The following is a 23,095-nucleotide window of genomic DNA, read 5'->3' on the forward strand; positions in this document are numbered from 1 at the left end:
ACGGATTAAAAGAATTTGAGTTTTAGAAAAGCTTATTTCTTTTATCAGGTAACTTAAAAAGTGGTATCCATGTTCGTCTGGATACCACTTTTCATTTTTCTAAGATGGAATAAATATAAACAATGCTTTATCGATTCAGTAAACTTCCTACATAACGCAGCAGTTCATTTGCAGACACTGAATTATACCCATGCTCATCAATCAGACGGGCAATTACCTCATTGATTTTCTTCAGCTGCGATTCATTCGGTGTTTTCGATGAGGTTGTAATTTTCACAACATCCTTCAAGTCAGCAAATAGTTTCTTTTGAATCGCTTCACGCAAACGCTCATGTGATTGATAATCAAATCGTTTTCCTTTACGCGCATAAGCAGATAAACGGATTAAGATTTCTTCCCGGAAGCCTTTTTTCGCATTTTCCGAGATGCCAATCTGCTCCTCAATGGAACGCATCAGCTTTTCATCTGGATTCATTTCTTCTCCAGTGAGCGGATCACGTAATTTATTCTGGTTACAATATGCCTCGACATTATCAAGATAGTTATCCATTAAGGTCTTCGCTGATTCTTCATACGAATAAACAAATGCTTTCTGCACTTCTTTTTTCGCAATCTCATCATATTCTTTCCGTGCAATCGAAATATAATTTAAATATTTATCCAGATCATCCTTGGAAATAGACGGATGCTGATTTAACCCTTCTTTCAGCGAGCGTAATACATCCAGCGCATTGATAGAAGGGATTTCTTTACGGATAATCGTAGAGGAAATACGGTTGATGACATAGCGCGGATCGATTCCTGCCATTCCCTCATCCGTATACTCATTTGAAAGTTCCTCTATATCAATCTGATTATATCCTTCCACACTTTCCCCGTCATAGAGCCGCATCTTCTTCACGACATCGATCCCCTGTTTTTTCGATTCTTTCAATCGGGTCAAAATGGAGAATATCGCCGCTGCCCGTAAAGCATGAGGAGCCACATGTACATCCGCAATATCACTTTCCTGAATCATTTTCTTATAGATTCGTTCCTCTTCACTGACCTTTAAGTTGTATGGAATCGGCATCACAATCATTCTGGAATGAAGTGCCTCATTCTTTTTATTAGAAATAAATGATTTATATTCTGATTCGTTCGTATGCGCTATAATCAGCTCATCTGCGGATATCAACGCAAATCTTCCGGCTTTAAAATTTCCTTCCTGTGTCAGTGAAAGCAGATGCCACAAGAATTTTTCATCACTTTTTAGAATCTCCTGAAACTCCATCATTCCGCGGTTGGCTTTATTTAACTCCCCGTCGAACCGGTAAGCACGCGGATCGGATTCAGACCCAAACTCAGCAATCGTGGAAAAATCGATGCTTCCGGTTAAATCGGCAATATCCTGGGATTTCGGATCGGACGGACTGAATGTCCCGATTCCTACCCTTTTATCCTCTGAGAAAAAGATTCGCTGTATCTTAACATCTTCAATCCTGCCGCCATATTCCTTTTCTAAACGCATGGTATTCAGCGGGGACAAGCTGCCCTCGATTCGAATACCGTATTCTTCATGGAAGTCCTCCCGCAAATGCTGTGGGATTAAGTGTAAAGGGTCTTCATGCATTGGGCAATTCTTAATTGCATACACAGCCCCTTCATCGGTACGTGAATACTGCTCCAAACCGCGCTTCAGCAAACTGACAATAGTCGATTTCCCGCCGCTGACCGGTCCCATTAACAGCAGAATCCGTTTTCTGACGTCCAGCCTTCTTGCTGCCGGATGAAAATACTCTTCTACTAAGCTTTCAATTGCTGATTCCAGGCCAAAAATAGCTGACCCAAAAAACTCATACATTTTATGGTTATCTCTCTCCGTGACCCCTGCACTCTTGATCATATTATATACCCGGGAATGTGCAGTCTGTGCGATTGTCGGGTTTTCTTTCACCAGCTCTAAGTATTCCGCAAACGTGCCTTCCCATACCAGCTGCTTTTCTGCTTCTCTATCGTTTTTTACTTTATTTAAAATATCCATCGCAGGCTCCCTCCATCTTACAACGATTTCTATATCCTATGCAGTGGAAGTGTAAAACATGCTCTATGGAAATATTTTAGAAAAACATTCTGAGTTCGTTTTTAAGCGGATATTCGAAAGCCCAATAAAAAAAACACGGCGCCCCGCCGTGTTTTTACTCAAGAACATTTTCATTATATGTATCAAAGTCATACCTTTCCCCTTGAATTATCGTATACTGGGCACTCCCCCGCTCCACCATCCAGACCATTACCTCCCGCTCGTCTGTCTGTGCGGTAACAACAGATAAATCCGGATTATCGGATAGCCCAGCCGATTCGATGTAATTGTCCTGCAGCTCTTTCTCGCGGATATGCGTGATATTCATCATATTGACACCGTACATGGTCCGCGCATCTTCAGCTAATTCACTCGTTAATTCATCAATTGGATGTTCTTTTAAATACTCCTCTGAAAAGTAGGAAGCTACATTTTCTTCTTCCTCCATAATCGCAGCTTGATACATATCATTGACTATCCGGGCGCTATTCGGACTTAAACAGCCTGCCAGGAACAAAGGAATACATATCATCATTAGTAATACCAGACGTTTCATATGAATTAACTCCTTATTTCTCATCTATCTTTATTGTAAGCGATTTACATATATTTGTGAAATATAATCATAAGAGATAAATTTGTTTATTATAATGGTCAACAGTTGAATCTATACAGCAGTTCCATCATAATAGGAAGCGTATAATGAAGGTGAAATGAGGGATTAAATGGTACCAGATAAAAGTATTCTGTTTTTTGATATTGATGGAACATTATTGACAGAAGAGGAAAGAACCCTGCCTGAATCAACGAAAAAAGCCATTTTCAAGCTGAAGGAACTTGGTCATGAGGTTGCCATCGCAACAGGCCGGGCAAAATTCTTATTTGATGATTTACGCGACGAATTAGGTATTGACACGTACATAAGCTATAACGGGCAGTATGTTGTGTGTCGCGGGGAAGTTGTCTATGCAAATACAATCAACCCAGAGACGTTAGAGGAATTAACCGCATTTGCTTTAAAAAATAACCATCCTGTTGTCTATATGAACGATAAAAAAATGACAACCAACGTTCCAAATGATCATCCATATATAGAAGAAAGCATTGCAACATTAAAGGTAGATGCTTATCCAGAACAGGAAGAGCATAATACGGCTCAGCAAAGTGACATTTATCAGAGCCTCCTTTTCAACACAGAAGGCGAGGAAAAGATTTATCAGGATACATTCACAAACTTAGATTTTGTCCGCTGGCATCCAAAATCATTAGATGTCCTTCCAAAGGGCGGATCAAAAGCATTAGGTATTAAAAAGCTGCTGGAGTATCTCAATTTCCCGGCAGAAAGACAATACGCCTTCGGAGACGGTTTAAATGATATAGAAATGCTTCAGCTCGTTCCTAACAGCGTCGCCATGGGAAATGCCCTGCCGGAAGTGAAGGAAGCAGCCGCATTTGTTACGAAGGATGTAAGTGACGATGGCATTTTATACGCATTACAGCATCATGGTCTGCTTCCGAAAGACTAAGCATTCAGCCAAACATCATCATTCCCTTTACAACGGAAAAAAGAGCCTATCCCCGCGGGGGACGGCTCTTTTTTTATCTGTTATCAGGCAAGACAATGTTAACAAGGATAAATCTGTAAATATTAAGATTTTTTATTTTTCTTTGATTCGTCCTCCAGCCATTTCCCTCGGGAAATCAGCCCCCACAATCCCAATACTGCCAATATAATAAACATGACAAGATTTATCCAGCCCATATGCCTTTCCCCTCTCTCATGTCTGTCTTATTTTAAGAATACTATATTAACCTGATAAATCAAACCAATTATTTAAAAGCTATAACGACACCAAATCGCCTTCCTTCTCCCATCTGGTCATATTTCCCTCTTCCAGCGAATATCCTCTTATTACTGTGAAAAAAATTCATTTAAAGGGAGGATAAGACATGACAGACCACAATAACCTGGAACCGGAAAAAAATAAAAAAATCAGACAGCTGGAGAAATTTTATAGGGATAATGAAGGAAAACCAATGACAACAGATGAATCGGTTAAAATTTCGGATGATGAAAACACACTAAGTGCTGGAGACCGCGGTCCGCAGTTATTGGAGGATTTTATATACCGGGAAAAACTCTCCCATTTTGATAGAGAACGGATCCCGGAAAGAAATGTTCATGCACGCGGCTATGGAGCGCATGGTGTGTTTGAATGCTATGAATCACAATCCGATTTAACAGAAGCACATTTCTTACAAGATGCGGGCAGAAAAACACCTGTGTTTGTCCGTTTTTCGCAGGTTGCCGGTTCCAGAGGTGCTAATGAAACGCTCCGGGATGTGCGCGGATTTGCCACCAAATTTTATACGGAGGAAGGGAACTTTGATTTAGTCGGCAATAATATCCCAATCTTTTTTATTCAGGATGGCATTAAATTTCCCGATTTGATTCACGCGCTAAAACCAGAACCAAACAATGAAATCCCTCAGGGCCAGACAGCGCATGACACATTTTGGGATTTTATCGGCAGTAATGAAGAATCTGCCGCTATGATGATGTGGATTATGTCCGACCGCACTATCCCCCGCAGTTTTCGAACCATGCAGGGCTTTGGTGTGCATACATTCCGACTCGTCAATAAAGAAGGTGTCTCGCATTTTTGTAAATTCCACTGGCAGCCAGTTTTAGGCGTTCATTCTCTGATTTGGGACGAAGCACAGAAAATTGGCGGTGCTGATCCAGATTTTCATCGGCGAGACCTATGGGAAAATATCCAAAAAGGAAATTTCCCGGAATACGAGCTTGGGATTCAAGTGATTCGAGAGGACCAGGAGTTTGATTTTGACTTCGATATTCTGGATTCTACTAAGCTGTGGCCGGAGGAGCTTATTCCCCTGAAGAAAATCGGGAAAATGACTTTAAACAAAAATGTCGAGAATGTATTTGCAGAGACAGAACAGGTTGCGCTTCATCCGGGAAATATTGTTCGCGGAATCGATTTTACAAATGATCCGCTTCTGCAAGGCAGACTGTTCTCTTATGCAGATACACAATTTTACCGTGTGGGCACTAATTTCAAACAAATCCCAATTAATCGCCCTATCCACACAGCGCATAATAATCATCGTGATGGTGCAGCACGTTATGTGATTGATAAAGGACAGGTTGCCTACCATCAAAATTATCTGGCGAATAATACACCTTCCCCTGTGCCGGGCGATAAAGGCGGATTTGTCACCTATCCTTCTCTGGTCGAAGGAAAAAAGGTACGTCAGACAGCACCCAGTTTTGAGGATCATTTTTCTCAAGGACGACTTTTTTGGAACAGCATGAGTGAGGTGGAAAGAAGCCATATCCTGCAGGCATTCAGTTTCGAGCTTGGAAAAGTGAAAAAGCCGGAAGTCCGGGAACGTGCGGTTCGTCTGATTGCCCATATCAGCAGGCCGCTGGCTGTTTCGGTTGCCGAGGAGGTTGGCGTACCTGCTCCGCCGGAAGATATTCCAGAATCCGATGTGACCGCTTCCTCGCCGGCTTTAAGTATGCAAAACACAGTATTTCGAGCGGATACGTTAAAGGTCGGGGTGATTATTGACGAACAATATGACAGTAATGCTTTAAAAAATGCGATGGCGTCGTGGGAAAAAGCAGGATTAGAGCCTGTTTTTGTAAGCAGAAGGCTCGGAACATTGAAAGGAACAGACGGAGATACGATTTCCGTTGATGATACATTTCTAACCGGTTCGCCGCTTCTATACGATGGTTTATTTGTTATCGGCGGACCATACGCTACCAGGGATTTTCATTTTATGACGAATCAATTTATTGTGGATCAGTTTAACCATTATAAGCCTATTGGCGGTATTGATGAGGGAGCAAAGTGGATAGAAGAAATTCATCTTCAAAACCGCCCCGGCGTCTTGACAAGCAGAGCCCCGACCGACGGCTTCTATAAAGCCTTTGTCAATGCAATGGCAAAACAGCGTTTTTGGGATCGATAAGAAAAAATGCGCTGCGCAGAATTTTTTCAGCGCAGTGCATTTTTTTACAGTTCTCCCTGATAAAAGCCCGGGAATTAGTTATCATATTCGTCTGGATTGGAACCAGAGCGGCTATTTTCATTCAACGCATCGACCTGTTTCATTTCCTCACCCGTTAATTCAAAATCAAATATATCCGCATTGGAAATGATGCGTTCCGGAGTAATTGATTTTGGAATGGTAACAACTTGATGCTGGACATCCCATCTTAAGATGATCTGCGCCGCATTCTTCCCGTATTTCTCTCCAATCGTAACAAGCGCTGGATGATTTAGCAGCTCTCCCCGTTTTAGCGGAGACCAAGCTTCCAGCTGAATGCCATGTCTTTCACAAAAAGCACGCAAGCCTTCCTGCGTCAGATGCGGATGAAATTCCACTTGATCAACTGCCGGAACAACCTCTGCTTCTGCTAAAAGCCGTTCTAAATGCTGAACATGAAAATTACTCACACCGATGGCACGGACACGCCCATCATGATAAAGCTTTTCCATTGCCTTCCACGTATTTATAAACGTTTCTTTTACAGGCCAATGAATCAAGTAAAGGTCCAAATAATCGGTATCTAATTTTTCAAGACTTCTTTCAAACGCTTCTAATGTAGAGTCATAGCCTTGCTCATCATTCCACACTTTTGACGTCAGAAAAATATCTTTTCTCGGTACGCCAGACTCCTTGATACCCTGCCCGACACTGATTTCATTCTGATAAAAAGAAGCGGTATCAATACTGCGATAACCATGCTCCAGCGCAGTTTTCACTGCGTCCACTGCTGTCTGCCCTTCTTCTACTTTATAGACTCCCAGTCCAAACGCAGGCATATCTACGCCATTATTTAATGTGACTGTATCCTGCAGGTGATTACTCATATCAGACATCCATCCTTTCCTATCTTTTCTATCATCTTATAACAATTAATCACGGAAAAGAAAGAAAAAGGAACTAGCAGACAATGCTGCCGCTCTAAAATGGGCGACATCGCCTGCTAGCTTCTCACGTGATAAATATACACACCGTCTGCCAACTCGCGCTCGCACTCTCCAGCCAGACGTAAATATTCTAAATGGGCGACCGTTTCACCTACCGCAAACCGCGTATCATGGACTGCCAGCTTTTTTGGAAACAGCTTTTCCATTGTTTCGTAGACCGTTAAGCCGGTTTTCAGCATTTCCTTCAGACTGCTCAACCTTTCTTTATGATGGGCCTCTATTTCTTGAATTCGCTTGGATGCATTGGGGAACGGGTCACCATGGGACGGGATGACCCATTCGATGTCGAGTTTCTTGATTTTCTCCAAGGAATTCAAATAATTTTCTAACGGGTTTGGGTCACCGTGAAACCAATAGGAAATATTCGGAGTAATCCTCGGAAGAACATGATCCGTTGACAGCAGCACATTATTTTCCTGATTATAGAAGGTGACTAAACCGTCTGAATGACCTGGTGTATGTATAATCTCATAGGCATATTTCCCAAATTGAATCGTTTCCCCTTCCTTTAAAATGTTTTCCACATTTGGATAAGGGGTTACTAATGGTGCAAATGCAGCAGTATTCTGCGTCAAAGCCTTGCTTATCTCCTCGGGAATGCCCGCCCGATAATAATTCTCCCATAACTTTTCTAAAAAGGGCTGCTCCCAGGCCTGCAGCGCCGCCTGTAAATCAATTTCAGACATCCACACGCGCGCATTGGTTCGTTCCTGCAGTTTTCCTGCATAACCAAAATGGTCCGGGTGATAATGGGAAACAATAATATCCGTAATTTGTTTCCCTTCTATTTCCTTTTCCCATATTTTCTCTGCAGCTGCATTATGCAGACCTGTATCTAAAATCTTATAGCCGTCCGCTTCCTCCGCGATGAAGCAATGAACATGGTTTAAGCGGAACGGCAATGCTAAAGTAATCCGCTTTATTCCTAATTTATCTAACATCGGCGTCACTTCCTTCTATGCAATCCGCTTTTATTTTCCTTTAAAGCTCGGTTTTCTTTTATCAAAAAATGATTGGATTCCTTCTTTATTATCCTCTGTCTGCAGCAATAAGGTCTGGATAGCCGTTTCCTGCAAATCATTTGTACCGCAGCTCCACTCATCCGCGTGGTTTACCATATGCTTTACAAATTTGTTGGCAAGCGGCGGCCCGTTAACAATAAAACCGGCAAAATCGATGGCTGCTTCCACAACCTCCTCCTCTGTTACGCGATTAACAATGCCGCGCTGGTATGCTTCTTCTGCTGAAACAGGTCTTCCTGAAGATATCCATTCCTTCGCTACGGCACTTGGCAGGTTATCTGTCAGTTTTTTTACTAAGCCTAAATCCGGTATAATGCCTACATCGGTAAAGCTGCATAGAAAGGCTGCATCCTTTTTAGCTACAACAAAGTCTGCTGCAACAGCAATACTGAAGCCTGCTCCTGCGGCAAAGCCATGGACTGCGCTGATAACATATTTATCAAGCTCCCGTATCGTCTGAATAATCTCTAATGCCTGCTTCATATATTCCATTATTTTCGCGCTGTTATCCAGTGTATGAAGCACTTCCAAATCGCCGCCGGCTGAAAATATTTTTCCCTCTCCGCTGATGATGACAGCTTTGATATCCGAATCTTTTTCTGCATCCTTCAGCGCTTTCACCAGGCCTCTCGCCATTTCAATCGACAGAGCATTGCGTTTCTCCGGCCGGTTCATCTTTATCAAAGCAATCGCATCTTTCTTTTCGTATTTCACTGCTTCTGTCATTGCTTTCTCTCCCTTTTTAAATCAAGTCAGCTGGTGTTCTTTTTTCGCTTGTGTATATGCTGTTTTTAATTCATCTACGGCTCCCTGCAGCGTTTGTATTTTTGTTGTTCCGCCAACTCCCTGCCCAGCGCCCCAAATATCCTTCCACGCTTTAGCTGAGGAGTCAGACAGCTTTTTAAAATCAAGTCCGGCCTTTTCCGGTAAGTTCTCTGGATCCAATCCAGCTTTGACAATACTGGGGATTAAGTAATTAGCAGGTATCCCGCTGAACGCAGGCGTATAAATAATATCAGCAGCCGCAGATTGAATAATCGATTCCTGGTAAGCAGCGGCTGCCCCGCTTTCCGCTGTCGCTATAAAATGGGTGCCAATATAAGCAAAATCAGCTCCTAAAAGCTCTGCGGCCAATATTTGCTCTCCTTTTGTAATGGTGCCTGCTAAAGCAACAGGTCCATCAAAAAAGCTGCGTACTTCATCCATAAAAGCAAAAGGATTTAACGTTCCAGCATGCCCGCCAGCCCCGCTAGCTACTAAAATCAACCCGTCACTGCCCTTTTCCAATGCCTTTCTTGCAAATTTCACATTCACCACATCGGATAAAACAAGTCCTCCATAGCTATGAACAATCTTTACAACCGGAGATGGATCTCCTAACGAAGTAATAACGATTGGCGGCTGATGCTTCTCGATCAGCTCCAAATCCTCGTAAAATCGTTTGTTGGAGGAGTGACTGATAAAGTTGACGCCCCAGGGCGCAATCGCTGTATCTGGATTTGCTGCTTCTTTTTCCTGTAATCTCTCATTGATTTCAGCCATCCAGCTGTCTAAAACATCCTTCGTGCGTGCATTCAGAGCCGGAAATGTTCCAATAATCCCTGCTTCACATGCCCCGACAACCATGTTTGGGTTAGAAATTAAAAACATCGGGGCCATGATAACCGGCAGCTCCATTTTTTTCTTTATATCTGTCAATTGCATTTAACCAGCTCCTTTTCCATTAGAAAAACCAAGAATACCGCTTGGTCTTTAAAATATCGGTGTTCTTGCCAAAGAGATGTCCGCTCCGGGAAGTCGCTTTCCGCGGGCAACGTTCAGCCTCCTCGGAAGAAAACCACTTCCTGCGGGGTCTTCACCTGTTGCTTTTCCCGCAGGAGTCGACTTCCCTCCGCTCCCATCTAAGAAGAATTATGTTTTATTTGCTTTTTTTCAAAGAAATAACGCAAATTCTAGCGACAGATGAGTTTGATGGGGCGAGTAATCGCAGGTCTCAATGTTGTCAGGTTAATGAATTTTCTTAAATACTATACAGATCGTACTAAAACCTATCTAGCGACGGTTTTTGATGGGACGAGTAATCGCAGTCCCAGTGTGAAGACCCCGCAGAAAAAAAGTGAACTTCTTTTTTTCGAGGAGGCTGAGCGCAAGCCCATGGAAAGCGTAGTATTTTTCTGGGGTTGCGATTACTCACCCCTCCATAACCCGTCGTAGCGGTCGCATTAACCTGACAACATTGAAGATTATTTCCTCCATGAAACCCATTGGAGCGGATATATTCAGCATTTTTTATATACTTTCCTATTCTTTTAGAAAACACGGAAGCGCCGCTCCGCGCTTCCTGTTGAAAAAATTTGATATCAGGAAGAAGAGTCAGATAAGGAAAGCATTTCTTCCACTTGATCCCGCAATGCCCGTTTTAAGAATTTCCCTACCGATGTTTTTGGGATTTCTTCCATAAATAGGACGCGGTCTGGAATCCAGTACTTTGCAAATTGCGGTGTTAAAAATTGCTTCACTTCTTCCTCCGTTAATGTTTTCCCCTCTTTTAATACCACGCATGCTACCGGACGCTCCTGCCACTTTGGATCCGGAACCGCAATAACTGAGGCTTCAAATACGGCCTCATGTGCCATTAACGCATTTTCGATATCGACCGAAGAAATCCACTCCCCGCCGCTTTTGATCATATCCTTGGTACGGTCCACGATTTTCACGGAGCCCTCTTCATCAATATTGACCACATCGCCTGTATGAAGCCAGCCGTCCCGGAAGGATTCATCACTGCGATCATTTTTATAATATGCATCGGCGATCCACGGTCCTCTGACAAGCAATTCGCCTATTGTGTTTCCATCATGAGGGATATCGCCATGTTCATTGATTCCTCTAATTTCAATTCCGGGCACGACCATGCCTTGACGGGAGCGTAATTCCAGACGCTCCTCTTCATCCAGCTCCTGCTGATAGCTTTTTAAACGGGCCAATGTCACAATCGGAGAGGTTTCTGTCATTCCATATGCATGGACAAAAGGAATGTGATAGGTTGATTCAAATGTGCGAATCATCCCTTTTGGAGCAGCTGATCCGCCGCAAAGAATACAGCGCAGACTGCTTGTATCGTAATTTCCCTGCTCCAGCGCCTGTAGAAAGCCCATCCAAATCGTTGGCACGCCGGCTGCCATCGTCACTTTATAATCCTCAATCAGTTCTGCTAAAATCTGCGGTGTCGGCATCGGCCCCGGCAACACCTGGGTTGTTCCAAACCATAATGCAGCAAATGGCATCCCCCACGCATTTACATGAAACATCGGAACAATAGGCATCGCAATATCTTCCTCTGATAATCCTACGGTGTCCTTTAATCCCAGAGCCAGGCTATGTAAATAAATCCCGCGGTGAGAATAAGCGACACCCTTTGGCCTGCCCGTTGTTCCAGAGGTATAACATAGACCGGCGACTGCATTTTCATCGATAGCATCATCGAGTTCTGTGTCTGGGTCTGCCTCTTCAAGCAAGGATTCATAGGATGCTATATTTGTAAGGTTTGTTTCCGGCAGCTCCTCTTTATCCGTCATTACAATAATTTTTTCTACATCCGTAATTTGGTCTTTCACGCGCTCGATCAATGGAAATAAATCCTCATCCACCAATAACACTTTATCCTCTGCATGATTGATAATATAGGCTAAATCGTCTGGCGAAACACGGATATTGATTGTATGCAGTACGGCTCCCATCGTCGGAATCGCAAAGTAAGCCTCCAAATGACGGTGATGGTTCCAGGCTATTGTGCCGACTCTGTCCCCTTTTCCCACGCCTAAGCTTTTTAAAGCACCTGCCAGCCGGTGAATCCGTTCGGTTATTTTACTGTACGGAATGGTATGGACTCCGCTCAGTGTACGCGAAATAACTGTTTTATCAGCAAAATATTTCTCCGCATGCTTCACCATTGTCGTTAAATTTAATTGGGTTTGCATCATTTTAAAATTCCTCCCTATTCCCCTGTCCATCGTTCCAAAATTGTCGCATTAGCCATTCCAAGTCCTTCACACATCGTCTGCAGACCAAAACGTGCTTCGAGCCGCTCCATGGTATGCATCATCGTTACCATCAATCTGGCTCCGCTTGCACCTAAAGGATGCCCTAAGGCAATAGCTCCCCCGTCGATATTGACTTTTTCTTCATCTGCCCCTAATTCCTTCATCCACATTAAAGGAATGGATGCAAAGGCTTCATTCACTTCAAAAACATCGATATCTTCCATCGATAAACCAGCTTTTTTAAGAACCTTTTTAGTAGCTTCGATTGGACCTGACAGCATCTCTGTCGGATCCGAACCAATCACAATGCGGGCGAGAATACGAAAACGCGGAGTGAAGCCAAGCTCTTTGGCTTTATCAGCAGACATGATTAAAAGTGCTGCTGCCCCGTCACTCATCTGACTGGCATTTCCCGCTGTAATTCCGCTCTCTTTTACAAATAAATCAGGCAATGCATTCAGTTTCTCCATCGAGGTGTCTTTTCTCGGCCCTTCATCTTGATAAAATTGAGCTGTGGTTCCATCCGCACGCTTGACGGAAATGGGCAGCATTTGTTGTCGAAAAAAGCCTTTTTCCTGGGCTTTTATCGCACGCTGATGACTTTTGAATGAATAATCATTCATTTTTTGTCTGGAAATACCCCATTTTTCAGCAATATGGGCAGCGGCTGCACCTTGATGCACCATCTCATACTTATCTAGTAAAGCACGATTCCACTTTACCCCCTGCTGGTTGGTCCCCATTGGCACACGGGACATACTTTCCACCCCGGCTGCTACCACAATATCCATATCCCCGCTCAAGATGGCCTGTGCAGCAAAATGAATGGCCTGCTGACTCGATCCGCATTGACGGTCAATCGTTGTTCCAGGAACACTGACCGGATAGCCGGCAATAAGCGCAGCCTGCCTTGCCACATCCACTGCCTGTTCTCCTGTCTGCGTGACGCATCCCATAATAACATCGTCAATGGCCGCTGTATCCAGATTAGTTCGTTTAACTAATTCCTTTAAAGGCGCTGCGGCTAATTCTTCTGCCCTTATCTCACTCAAAAAACCATTTCGTTTACCAATAGGTGTACGTACTGCCTCTACAATCACCGCATCCCGCATCGATACTCCTCCTTTTTCATTTGGAAAGGATATGAATCTATTATTATCATCCACAGCAAATCGATTTCCGGTGACCCCTATCAATATTCCTTATCAGTGATTCAATAAAAATGGAAATCACCCAAATAAAGTAAACGCTTTCAACATTCATTTTATGTTGTTCAAAAATGAATGTCAAGAGGGAAGCAAGCAGGGGATTGCCTCCTGAGCCCATTTCCCCAATCATTCCCTGCTGTATAAACATTATCCGGCCATATATGCCATTAATTGAATATATGTCATCACCAAAGCATATAGCACCACAGCAAACACACCGTTAAACTGAAAACCATTTTTAAAGCCGCTCAAACCATTGGAGCCGCTTAAGACAATGATTGGCATAATCACCGGTGATAATAAAATTGATATTGAGCTTCCCAGCGTCACTGAAAGCACAATCAGCTCTGGAGGATACGGCAGGTGGATAGTCTGCAAAATACCAGCTACCAATACCATTACTGTCAACGGACCGAGACCGGCAAAGCCTAAGATAATTACCATAAACGGCAGCAGGTATAATAGATTGATAAATGGAGCGACTGCTTCTAAGGCATAGAGACTGTCGACAACCCAGCCGGCAAAGCCTGTTTTAGTCAATCCTGCAATCAGCATTCCTGCCCCAACCATCACGCATAGCTGATACGACTTGCCCGCCATCTCTTCTTTTACATAAAGTGCTGCAATATGTGTTAATTTATATAAACGCTTCTTCACTAGATAATAGCTAAGTATCCATACGAGGATGGTTAAAGGGATCAGGACAAGCAATTCCATGTTCACCCAAGCGCTCAGGATAAAGATAGAACCGAAAAGAGAGAGAAAGAGAATCATAAATTCACGGACGATCCGCTTTGTCTCCCGTTTATTTCTCGTATGCTGCATAATCTCATCAATTTCATGCTGGAGGCCTCTTGTAAAGTTAACATGATACTTTTTATTCTCCAGCGGGAAGAACAAAATCGCAACGATGGTTCCTAATGCAGCTACTCCCAGCCCTTGCAGAATTGATTTCCATAAAGAAGCCTCCATTGCTTCCACCACATAGGCAAAGCTCGGAATACTGACCACCCACAGGACCGATAACGCAAACCCGCGCAGAATCGCTGTCCCTTTATATCGCTCCCACGCCTCGCCCTTTTCATCCTTTAAGATCATCGATACAAATTGATACAGCATAGGAATTGCACCAAATAAGAGGAAATAAGCGATAACTTGTGTAAAGGAAACCATTCCAAAATAAAATTTCTTACTCGTATCCACAAAATCATGCGCATAGCTGATGGCAGATTCTAAAAATGCTTCTTCCCGCAATACCCAGCTGACCATAGGGATGATAACTAATAATCCGACCATATTCCGCATCTGCAAAAGCCCTTCCCGCATTCCCGAAAGAAAAGAGGTGTCTACAGATAGAAAGATAATTACTCCTGTTAAGAACAAGCCTAATGGCATTTTCAAATGCAGCGGCCCGTAAAATAATGTTCCAAAGAAAATAATTCCAAACCCAAACCATACTAACAGCGTTAACAGCAGAGTAACCTGAAAAAAATACGTGATAAAATGGACCATCGTAAAACCAATGATACAAATGACTAACGCCGGACTGACGAATTGTTTACTCATTATTGACTAGCTCCTATACGTTCGTGTTCTCTTTACTTTACCATGGAATCACCTTGTATTAAAGCTCCCTCCAAATCAGCAATCACTCCCCTGACCGGACAGCTTCCCGAAGTATTTTAAAATAACGCTGCTGTGCCAGATAATCTGCCTGGGCTCTTTCTAAAGGAACTGATAAAAACCGGACCTCTGTCCCAATCTTTTTTTGCACCAGCTGGGGAATATCTGCGGTGATGACCGTAGCAATACGTGCGTATCCTCCTGTTGTCTGCCGGTCCGCTAAAAGCACGATTGGCTGACCATTTGCCGGCACCTGAATCGTCCCTGGAAGCACAGCATCCGAGAGAATGTCCGCTTTATCCACATGAGACAAAGCCTTCCCTTCTAAACGATAGCCCATACGATTGGACTGTTCGGTAATACGGTAGCTTTCCTGAAAAAATTGCTGATAGGTTGCGTCTGAAAAAGCAGTTATATCCGGTCCGGCAATGACTCGGATTGGACGGTGCTGTTCATAATTTGGTATATCTATCTTTTTTAAATACCTTCCTGCCCGGACAGATTTCAGTTTTCTATCCTCTGCGGATAGGCGGTCTCCTTTTTGCAAGATTCTTCCCTCTACACCGCCAAGATTGGCTTGCGCATAGGTAGACTTACTCCCCATGACTGTTTCGGCATAAAATCCGCCGCTCACTGCCAGATAAGCATAGGTTCCATGAATCGGCTTGCCAAATGACAGCATCTGGCCTGCATAAACACGGAAGGATTTCCATGGACAGACAGGCTCTCCGTCAACAGCGGCTGACAAATCTGCGCCGCCGACAGCAATGACCGCATCCTGTAAAAACTTTAATCGGGGTCCCATCAGCATGATTTCCAATGTTGCTGCTTCCTCCGGGTTGCCGACAAGCAGATTTGCAATGCGATGGGCAAAAGTGTCCATTGCTCCTGCCGTCGGAATACCATATTTTTGATAGCCAACCCTTCCAGTATCCTGGATACTGGTCGATAATCCAGGTTTCATGACTTCCAAGATTTCTTTCAACGTGAATCACCTGCCGCAGCTACCTTCGAATGCAGCGCACCATGCGGATTCCCACCCCTGCATCGACTCCCGCGGCGTGCCGTAAGTCCATTTATTGCGTCACAGTTCTTTTCTGAATTCCCGTTCAAAACGATATGCAAATTCATGATTGCTCCTCCTTTTCTTCGCTTATCTGAGGCTGGTAGCTTCCGTTTTCTACTGCTTCTTCTATTTTATAATAGGTTTGCAGATCAATTGCTTCAAACTGGAGCAAATCTCCGGATTGGATAAGGATTTTTTTCTCCCCCTTCGCATCATAAAGACGTACGGGAGTTTTGCCGATAATTCTCCAGCCTCCGGGGGATTCCAGCGGGTAAATCCCTGTCTGTTTATCCGCAATCCCTACTGCCCCCTGCTCTACCATTTTTCTTGGATTATCCAGCCTTGGTACGGCAAGCTTTTCAGATAAACCGCCTAAATAAGGAAAGCCGGGCATAAAGCCCATCATATAAACATAATAAAGCGGCTCTGTATGCAGACGAATCACTTCTTCGATGGAAAGGTTAGAGCGGGCAACAACATCTTCCATATCTAAGGCAAACTCCTTGTCATAGCATACTGGAATCATAATCTTTCTAGCTGCTGGAGGAGCTGTTTCCTCCATTATTTTTTGTAAATAAGTAAGCTTTTTTTCAAGCTCTCTATAAGTGATTTCACTCGGGTTATAATAAACTGTGATGGCAGTGTATGCAGGAATCCACTCCGATACTCCCTGTATTGGATATTTTTCTAAGAGAGCGCCAAAGCGATGCACCGCGTTATTTACTTGTCTGTCAATGGCATTGCCAAAGGGAATTCGTACACCGCGGTCTCCGTATAGTTGAATAGGATACATCGTTCATCACCTGCCTTTTTTGTTCTGAACTTTCTGTATTCATATTGTACACCTATTTTTTAGCAGAAACGAATGATTTGAACACGCAAACTCCAAAAAAGCAAAAATACCGCTTGTTCTTTAAAACATTGTGTTCTTGCCAAGGAGATGTCCGCTCCGGGAAGTCGCTTTCTGCGGGGTCTTCACCTGTTGCTTTTCCCGCAGGAGTCGACTTCCCTCCGGTCCCATCTAAGAAGAATTATGTTTTATTTGCTTTCTTACAAAGAAATGAAGCTGATTCTAGCGACGGTTTTCGGTGGGGCAAGTAACCGCAGCAACGGTTTTAATAGACCGAGTAATCGCAGGTCTCAATGTTGTCAGGTTAATGAATTTTATTAATTTTGATACAGATAGTAATAAAACCTATCTAGCGGAGGAAAAACACGTAGACTCCTATGGGAAAGCGCAATGGTCTTCGGTGGGGCGAGTAATCGCAGTCCCAGTGTGAAGACCCGCAGAAAAAAAGCGGCTCTACATTCAAACAATGAAGGTAAAGCCGCTTTTCCTATGTTTTTTTAAAATAATTTCTTTTACTCGCTGGCTAAGTTTGCACCATTAGCAGCGATGGTATCCTTATACCAATAAAATGATTTTTTGCGTTTTCGTTCCAGTGTGCCGCTTCCGTCATCATGCTTGTCCACATAGATAAAACCATAGCGTTTCGACATCTCCCCGGTGGAGGCACTTACTAGGTCAATGCATCCCCAGCTCGTATATCCCATTAAATCCACACCATCTTCTACAGCTTCAAGCATTTGTTTCATATGCTCCCGCAGGTAGTCGATACGATAATCATCTTGAATCGAACCGTCCTCTTCCACTTTGTCATAGGCGCCCAATCCATTTTCTACAATAAATAATGGCATCTGGTATCTGCTGTACAGCCGGTTGAGGGAGATGCGTAAACCAATCGGGTCAATTTCCCAGCCCCAATCACTAGCTTTTAAAAATGGATTTTTAACACCGCCAAGCAGAATATTTCCATCTGCTTCCTCGCCATTCCCATCTGCTTTCTTTTCCGTTTTAGACATGTAATAACTGAAGCTGATGTAATCAACCGTTCCTTCCTTGATAATATCCAAGTCGCCATCCTCTATCTCCAATTCAATGTTATGCTCCCGGAAATACCGCTGGATATAAGCTGGATATTCTCCTCTTACTTGTACATCTGTACAAAAATAATTAAAGCGTTCATCCTTCTCCAATGCATCCATGACATTTTCCGGATTGCTGTCATAGACATAGAATGGAGCGTAAATAATCATACATCCAATCTGGGCTTCCGGCATGATTTCATGACATCGTTTCACTGCTTTCGCACTCGCAACAAATTGATGATGGAATGCCTGGAATGTCGGTTGATAACGATCTTCCTCTTTTTTAATCGCAAACCCTAACCCCATGATTGGCATCATTAATCCACTGTTGATTTCATTAAAGGTCATCCAGTACTTCACTTTTCCCTGATAACGGGTAAAAATAGCTTCCGTATATCGTTCAAAGAAAGTAATGGCCTCCCGATTTCTCCAGCCGCCGTATTCCTTCACTAAGTGCAGAGGCATTTCATAATGCGAAATGGTGACGACCGGCTCGATATCATATTTTAACAGCTCATCAATGACCTTATCATAGAAAGCCAACCCTTCCTCATTTGGCTCCAATTCATCGCCATTCGGGAAAATCCGTGACCATGCAATGGATAAACGGAATGCTTTAAAGCCCATCTCTGCAAATAACGCAATATCCTCTTTGTAACGATGATAGAAATCAATTGCTTCATGATTCGGATAGCTTTTTCCCTCTTCTATTTCAAACTGAAATCCCGGATTACGCAACACCTGTAATCTTTCTTTTCCGCCAGGCAGCACATCGGCTATATTTAATCCTTTATTTCCTTCGTGAAATCCACCCTCTAATTGATTGGCTGCTGTTGCGCCGCCCCATAAAAATCCTTCTGGAAAAGCTTTTGTCATGTTACTCTCCTCCTTGAGTCATTATTATTCTTCCTCCTGCTTTTGTCCTTCTTCAACATAACTCATATCATTGACAGAATCTAGCTGAAACTCTCCGTTCTGATACGTTATAACAGATACACTTGCATTATCAAGACCGCCTTCTGGCACCTCATAATCATCAAAATACGTATCCAGCAAAGCAGATATACTTAATCCGTGAGAGACAAGTAAAACATTTCCAGATCCCTCATGTCCTTGTTCTGCTTCTACTAACTCATCCAGGCCTTCTGTCAGCCGTGCTGTAATGGCATCATAATCCTCCGCCGGCCAATTAAGCCCCTCTTCATCTCTTCCTTCATCTAGCTCTGCTACACTGTTTGAAAACATTTCTGGTTCGAGATTTTCTAAAAATTCCTCCAGTGTAATTCCTTGTAAATCTGCAATATCCTGCCACATGGTTTCATTTAAATCGCCTTCATATGTTCCAAAATTAAATTCACGAAAACGTTCATCTGTATGCAAATCGAGCTCCGAAGATGTTTCATTTTCTTCCATGATGATTTCTGCTGTTTGAATAGCCCTTCCACTGTCACTGCTGTAAGCACTTTGGAAATCGATATCTTTTAAACCAATTCCTGCTTGCGTAACAATTTCTTCACCTGCTGGTGTTAACACCGCATCTGACCATCCCTGCACACGATCCGTTGTATTTAACATCGTTTTCCCGTGACGGACAATGTAAATGGTTAATTCATCATTTGATTCTGCTTCTACGACTTCCTCTTCATTTCCCTCTGCATCTCCATCATTATTTTCCTCTGCTTCGGAACTGCTGCAAGCTGCCAATACGAATACAAAACATAGTGCTGCCATGATTCCCCATATCTTTTTCATGTCTCTTTTCCTCCAAAATAGATTTATTTTTTTATTCTATAAGTCACTTTTTGCCCAACTGTAATATTGATACTGTTATACGCCATGCTCCTGCTACATTTCCCTTCCACCTCCTCAGCCTTTTTCGAAATAAAAAACCTGAATTATTTTGAACACACTTCACGTGCATTCAAAACAATCCAGGTTATGCCCAATAAGGTAACATTCCATTTTGCCAATATTCAATCTATATTTAGGTTAGAATAAAAAAGAAAATATGTCAACGGTTCCATTTCCCTATTTATGACGGCCCTCTATACCAAAAGAAATGTCATGCAGCCGGTATTTTTCAAATGCCAGCTATGCTTATTCTTCTTTCAAAAAAGAAAACCTGAACAAATTAAACAGATAGAGCGCACTCTATGCCGTTTAACTCATTCAAGTTTTGCCTGCCTCACAGTAACAATCCTTTATCACCTTCATTATATATAAGAACGCTTTCAAAATCAATGGCTAAGAAAAATCAAGAATACCGCTTGGTCTTTAAAACATCAATGTTCTCGCCGAAGAGATGTCCGCTGCGACGGTTTTCGATGGGGCGAGTAATCGCAATAATGTTGACAGGTTAATGAATTTTATTAATTTTATACAAATAGTAATAAAACCTATTTAGCGGAGGAAAAACACGTAGACTCCTATGGGAAAGCGCAATGGTCTTCGGTGGGGCGAGTAATCGCAGTCCCAGGGTGAAGACCCCGCAGAAAAATAGCGAACTTCTATTTTTCTACCCTCGGGGCATAAGTGCGACTTTGCTTCTGTCTGCGCCTGACGGCTTGCCAATCAGCAAGTCTTCTTTAAAGGAGGCTGAGCTCAAGCCCATGGAAAGCGTAGTGTTTTTCTGGGGTTGCGATTACTCACCCCACCATAACCCGTCGCAGCGGTCACATTAACCTGACAACATTGAAGATTACTCTCTTAATGAAACTCATTGTAGCGGCTATATTCAACATCTTTTATATACTTTCTTATTCTTTAAAAAGAAACTTCATCCCGCACTTTGATGCTGAATGAAGTCTCCGTTATGCCATATGACTGCTGTACTTATATCTGATGAATGACTTCTTTCACAAGTTTCACAAATTTACTGCGCGATTGTGCAGCAACCTCAATCACTTCATCATGACTCAGCGGCTGGTCTAAAATACCGCTTGCCATATTAGTTAAGCAGGAAATACCTAATACCTTCATTCCGCCATGGACGGCAACAAGTGCTTCAGGAACGGTGGACATGCCGGCTGCATCTCCTCCAAGCACGCGAATCATGCGAATTTCTGCCGGTGTTTCATAAGCTGGTCCGCTCCACCAGGTATATACACCCTCCTGCAAATTAATCTGATTTTCTTTGGCAATATTTTTAGCCAAATCGCGAAGTTCACGATTATATATTTGCGAAGAATCTGGAAAACGAGTTCCCAGGTCATCATTATTTGGGCCAATTAATGGATTCGTTCCAACTAAGTTAATATGATCTGTAATCAGCATTAAATCGCCAGGGTTAAAATCTTTATTTACTGCTCCGCTTGCGTTGGTAACAATCAGCTTATCCGCACCAAGCGCCTGTATAACACGTACTGGAAAAGTCACTTCATCCAAGGAATAGCCTTCATAATAATGGTAACGCCCTTTCATCGCTACAATACGCTTGCCATGTAATGTACCGATAACAAGCTGATTGGCATGTCCAACAGCTGCGGATTTAGTAAAATGCGGGATTTCTTCATACGGAACGACAACTGCGTCTTCTAATTCATCTGCCAAGCCGCCTAGTCCAGAACCAAGAATAATACCGATTTCCGGGGTCATATCTGTTTTACTTTGAATAAACTCTCTTGCTTCTTTTATTTGCTGTGTCTGATGCATTTAATTTCCTCCTTAAAGTAGCTTTATTTTTTAGCTTCCCGATGGCAGTCTGTAAAAAACGCCAGCATCTTTAAACGATGTACACTTCTATCTTATCTTACAGTTCGATATAAAATCAATTTGTCAGTGCAGTAATCTATATTAAGCGATTAAAAATAAGGTGTCAATTGGAAACCAAAAGCGCTTGGTACAAGACGTGGACTGCGTCAACTTATCAAAAATACCGCCATCATACATAATCCTTTTCTGCCATCCAAATAAAAAAACCAGGCGTTTCACCTGGTTTTCTGTCTTTATTCTTTAAATTCCAGCATTTTATTTTTTAATTCCTCTTCCATGCCGATTAATTCTTTTTCTGCCTCATTACGCTTTTTACGTCCATCTGATTGAATTTGCAGTGTTTCTTCGATGGTAGACATTAATTTTTCCTGCGTCTGCTTCAATGTATCAATATCGACAAGGCCTCGTTCATTTTCCTTGGCTGTCTCCACCGTATTCTCTTTCAGCATATCCGCATTTTTTAATAATAAATCGTTTGTTGTTTGCGATACCTGTTTCTGTGCTTCCATCGCATGACGCTGTCTTAATAGGGTCAAGGCAATGGCCACCTGATTTTTCCATAGTGGAATCGCAGTTAAAACAGAGGATTGTATTTTTTCGACAAGTGCCTGATTCGTATTTTGGATAAGACGGATCTGTGGAGCACTTTGCATTGTAATTTGACGGCTTAACCGGAGATCATGCGTCCGTTTTTCCAGCCGGTCCACAAATTGAAGCATATCATTTACTTCCTGAACATCCATCTGACTTCCGCTTGTTTCTGCTTTTTGGCGAAGCTGCGGGATAATCTCATTATTGATTTCCTCCACCTTTAATTCGCCGGCAGCAATATAAATATTTAAAGCATCGTAATAATCCCGGTTGGTAGAAAATAATTTATCAAGCATTTCATTGTCCGACAAGAGTAAATCTTTATTTCGGTCCAGACGCACACTGATACGATCAATCTGGGAGCTTGTCTTTTGATAACGGGATAATACCTCATTCACAGATTTCGACAGTTTTCCAAACAAACGTGATAAGAAGCCTGTTTTCTCCTCCTGCAGTTCAGAAGGGTCAATATCCTCCAGCTTTTTCATCAGCTCATTTAGAATCGAACCAATTTGGCTGACATCCTGCTTTTGAACATGCTCCAGCATCTCATGTGAAAATTGATGTAATTTTGCTTGTGCCTCTACGCCATATTTCACTAAAGACTGTTGGTTGGTTGTATCGATTTGCTGCTTTAACTGCTCTGCTTTTTTACGATGCTCGCCGGGGAGTCTGTCAACCAGTCTTGGCGCCTCCGAGCTTTCCATATTTTGTTCAGAGATATCCGTTGAAACCTCTGTTCTTTCTCCAAACGGGTCATTTAATAAATCATTTATTGAATCATTAGATTGGTCTTTTGCAGTCATGTAGAAT

At 42.7% G+C, this 23,095-nt stretch carries 18 protein-coding genes; 2 read left to right on the forward strand and 16 right to left on the reverse strand.

The annotated features are described in order from the left end of the window. Positions 1-127: 127 nt before the first annotated feature. Both MKX55_RS18855 and MKX55_RS18860 read right to left on the reverse strand, forming a co-directional pair. Entirely contained in the window at positions 128-2,023 is a 1,896-nt protein-coding gene (locus MKX55_RS18855; RefSeq protein WP_339179686.1) for a PrkA family serine protein kinase, read from the reverse strand. 154 nt (positions 2,024-2,177) lie between these two features. Beyond that, positions 2,178-2,618 carry a hypothetical protein gene (locus tag MKX55_RS18860; protein ID WP_339234122.1) on the reverse strand — a complete coding sequence of 147 codons (441 nt, stop codon included), beginning with the start codon at positions 2,616-2,618 and terminating at the stop codon, positions 2,178-2,180. A 169-nt stretch (positions 2,619-2,787) separates the two neighbouring features. Between MKX55_RS18860 and MKX55_RS18865 the strand changes: the two genes are divergently transcribed. Together MKX55_RS18865 and MKX55_RS18870 are read left to right on the forward strand one after the other, a co-directional pair. After that, positions 2,788-3,588: a Cof-type HAD-IIB family hydrolase gene (locus MKX55_RS18865; protein WP_339234124.1), complete on the forward strand. Its 801-nt coding sequence runs from the start codon at positions 2,788-2,790 to the stop codon at positions 3,586-3,588. A 442-nt stretch (positions 3,589-4,030) separates the two neighbouring features. Then, positions 4,031-6,064, forward strand: coding sequence for a catalase (locus tag MKX55_RS18870; RefSeq protein WP_339238581.1), 2,034 nt, complete (start codon positions 4,031-4,033; stop codon positions 6,062-6,064). A 74-nt stretch (positions 6,065-6,138) separates the two neighbouring features. Here MKX55_RS18870 and MKX55_RS18875 read toward each other — a convergent pair whose 3' ends face one another. The 14 genes from MKX55_RS18875 to MKX55_RS18940 all read right to left on the reverse strand — a co-directional run bounded on the left by MKX55_RS18875 (position 6,139) and on the right by MKX55_RS18940 (position 23,088). After that, a complete protein-coding gene (locus tag MKX55_RS18875) occupies positions 6,139-6,969 on the reverse strand; it encodes an aldo/keto reductase (RefSeq protein WP_339234126.1) in 831 nt (276 codons plus the stop codon). A 116-nt stretch (positions 6,970-7,085) separates the two neighbouring features. Further along, positions 7,086-8,030 (reverse strand): MBL fold metallo-hydrolase, encoded by a 945-nt coding sequence (locus tag MKX55_RS18880; RefSeq protein ID WP_339234129.1) that lies wholly within the window; start codon positions 8,028-8,030, stop codon positions 7,086-7,088. A gap of 30 nt (positions 8,031-8,060) precedes the next feature. Next, complete coding sequence (locus MKX55_RS18885) at positions 8,061-8,837, reverse strand: enoyl-CoA hydratase/isomerase family protein (protein WP_339179696.1); 777 nt, start codon at positions 8,835-8,837, stop codon at positions 8,061-8,063. A 21-nt stretch (positions 8,838-8,858) separates the two neighbouring features. Beyond that, positions 8,859-9,815: a nitronate monooxygenase gene (locus MKX55_RS18890; protein WP_339179698.1), complete on the reverse strand. Its 957-nt coding sequence runs from the start codon at positions 9,813-9,815 to the stop codon at positions 8,859-8,861. 656 nt (positions 9,816-10,471) lie between these two features. Beyond that, positions 10,472-12,094: a long-chain fatty acid--CoA ligase gene (locus MKX55_RS18895; protein WP_339179700.1), complete on the reverse strand. Its 1,623-nt coding sequence runs from the start codon at positions 12,092-12,094 to the stop codon at positions 10,472-10,474. 14 nt (positions 12,095-12,108) lie between these two features. Next, the gene (locus tag MKX55_RS18900; RefSeq protein ID WP_339234132.1) at positions 12,109-13,266 is read right to left on the reverse strand and encodes a thiolase family protein; all 1,158 of its coding nucleotides are present in this window, start codon (positions 13,264-13,266) and stop codon (positions 12,109-12,111) included. A 243-nt stretch (positions 13,267-13,509) separates the two neighbouring features. Continuing rightward, positions 13,510-14,928: a hypothetical protein gene (locus tag MKX55_RS18905; RefSeq protein ID WP_339234134.1), complete on the reverse strand. Its 1,419-nt coding sequence runs from the start codon at positions 14,926-14,928 to the stop codon at positions 13,510-13,512. Between the two features lie 82 nt (positions 14,929-15,010). Continuing rightward, entirely contained in the window at positions 15,011-15,970 is a 960-nt protein-coding gene (locus MKX55_RS18910) for a biotin-dependent carboxyltransferase family protein (protein WP_339234136.1), read from the reverse strand. Beyond that, the gene (locus MKX55_RS18915; protein WP_339234138.1) at positions 15,967-16,116 is read right to left on the reverse strand and encodes a hypothetical protein; all 150 of its coding nucleotides are present in this window, start codon (positions 16,114-16,116) and stop codon (positions 15,967-15,969) included. The genes MKX55_RS18910 and MKX55_RS18915 overlap by 4 nt, the downstream gene beginning before the upstream one ends. Next, positions 16,113-16,844, reverse strand: coding sequence for a 5-oxoprolinase subunit PxpB (gene pxpB, locus MKX55_RS18920; protein WP_339234141.1), 732 nt, complete (start codon positions 16,842-16,844; stop codon positions 16,113-16,115). Before pxpB ends, MKX55_RS18915 begins: the two co-directional genes overlap by 4 nt. A gap of 569 nt (positions 16,845-17,413) precedes the next feature. Next, entirely contained in the window at positions 17,414-18,856 is a 1,443-nt protein-coding gene (locus MKX55_RS18925; RefSeq protein WP_339179708.1) for a 6-phospho-beta-glucosidase, read from the reverse strand. A 24-nt stretch (positions 18,857-18,880) separates the two neighbouring features. After that, entirely contained in the window at positions 18,881-19,732 is an 852-nt protein-coding gene (locus MKX55_RS18930; protein WP_339234143.1) for a histidine phosphatase family protein, read from the reverse strand. A gap of 1,080 nt (positions 19,733-20,812) precedes the next feature. After that, entirely contained in the window at positions 20,813-21,631 is an 819-nt protein-coding gene (locus MKX55_RS18935; RefSeq protein ID WP_339179712.1) for a purine-nucleoside phosphorylase, read from the reverse strand. A gap of 293 nt (positions 21,632-21,924) precedes the next feature. After that, a complete protein-coding gene (locus MKX55_RS18940; protein ID WP_339234146.1) occupies positions 21,925-23,088 on the reverse strand; it encodes a toxic anion resistance protein in 1,164 nt (387 codons plus the stop codon). Positions 23,089-23,095: the final 7 nt, after the last annotated feature.

This window comes from Oceanobacillus sp. FSL W7-1281 (assembly GCF_037969835.1).
GTDB lineage: Bacteria > Bacillota > Bacilli > Bacillales > Amphibacillaceae > Oceanobacillus > Oceanobacillus oncorhynchi.

What these genes read in the sequence shown, in the direction of transcription:
- MKX55_RS18855 (WP_339179686.1), bottom strand. Translation starts at nt 2,023, where the DNA reads ATGGATATTTTAAATAAAGTAAAAAACGATAGAGAAGCAGAAAAGCAG.
- MKX55_RS18860 (WP_339234122.1), bottom strand. Translation starts at nt 2,618, where the DNA reads ATGAAACGTCTGGTATTACTAATGATGATATGTATTCCTTTGTTCCTG.
- MKX55_RS18865 (WP_339234124.1), top strand. Translation starts at nt 2,788, where the DNA reads ATGGTACCAGATAAAAGTATTCTGTTTTTTGATATTGATGGAACATTA.
- MKX55_RS18875 (WP_339234126.1), bottom strand. Translation starts at nt 6,969, where the DNA reads ATGAGTAATCACCTGCAGGATACAGTCACATTAAATAATGGCGTAGAT.
- MKX55_RS18880 (WP_339234129.1), bottom strand. Translation starts at nt 8,030, where the DNA reads ATGTTAGATAAATTAGGAATAAAGCGGATTACTTTAGCATTGCCGTTC.
- MKX55_RS18885 (WP_339179696.1), bottom strand. Translation starts at nt 8,837, where the DNA reads ATGACAGAAGCAGTGAAATACGAAAAGAAAGATGCGATTGCTTTGATA.
- MKX55_RS18890 (WP_339179698.1), bottom strand. Translation starts at nt 9,815, where the DNA reads ATGCAATTGACAGATATAAAGAAAAAAATGGAGCTGCCGGTTATCATG.
- MKX55_RS18895 (WP_339179700.1), bottom strand. Translation starts at nt 12,094, where the DNA reads ATGATGCAAACCCAATTAAATTTAACGACAATGGTGAAGCATGCGGAG.
- MKX55_RS18900 (WP_339234132.1), bottom strand. Translation starts at nt 13,266, where the DNA reads ATGCGGGATGCGGTGATTGTAGAGGCAGTACGTACACCTATTGGTAAA.
- MKX55_RS18905 (WP_339234134.1), bottom strand. Translation starts at nt 14,928, where the DNA reads ATGAGTAAACAATTCGTCAGTCCGGCGTTAGTCATTTGTATCATTGGT.
- MKX55_RS18915 (WP_339234138.1), bottom strand. Translation starts at nt 16,116, where the DNA reads ATGAATTTGCATATCGTTTTGAACGGGAATTCAGAAAAGAACTGTGAC.
- pxpB (WP_339234141.1), bottom strand. Translation starts at nt 16,844, where the DNA reads ATGTATCCTATTCAACTATACGGAGACCGCGGTGTACGAATTCCCTTT.
- MKX55_RS18925 (WP_339179708.1), bottom strand. Translation starts at nt 18,856, where the DNA reads ATGACAAAAGCTTTTCCAGAAGGATTTTTATGGGGCGGCGCAACAGCA.
- MKX55_RS18930 (WP_339234143.1), bottom strand. Translation starts at nt 19,732, where the DNA reads ATGAAAAAGATATGGGGAATCATGGCAGCACTATGTTTTGTATTCGTA.
- MKX55_RS18935 (WP_339179712.1), bottom strand. Translation starts at nt 21,631, where the DNA reads ATGCATCAGACACAGCAAATAAAAGAAGCAAGAGAGTTTATTCAAAGT.
- MKX55_RS18940 (WP_339234146.1), bottom strand. Translation starts at nt 23,088, where the DNA reads ATGACTGCAAAAGACCAATCTAATGATTCAATAAATGATTTATTAAAT.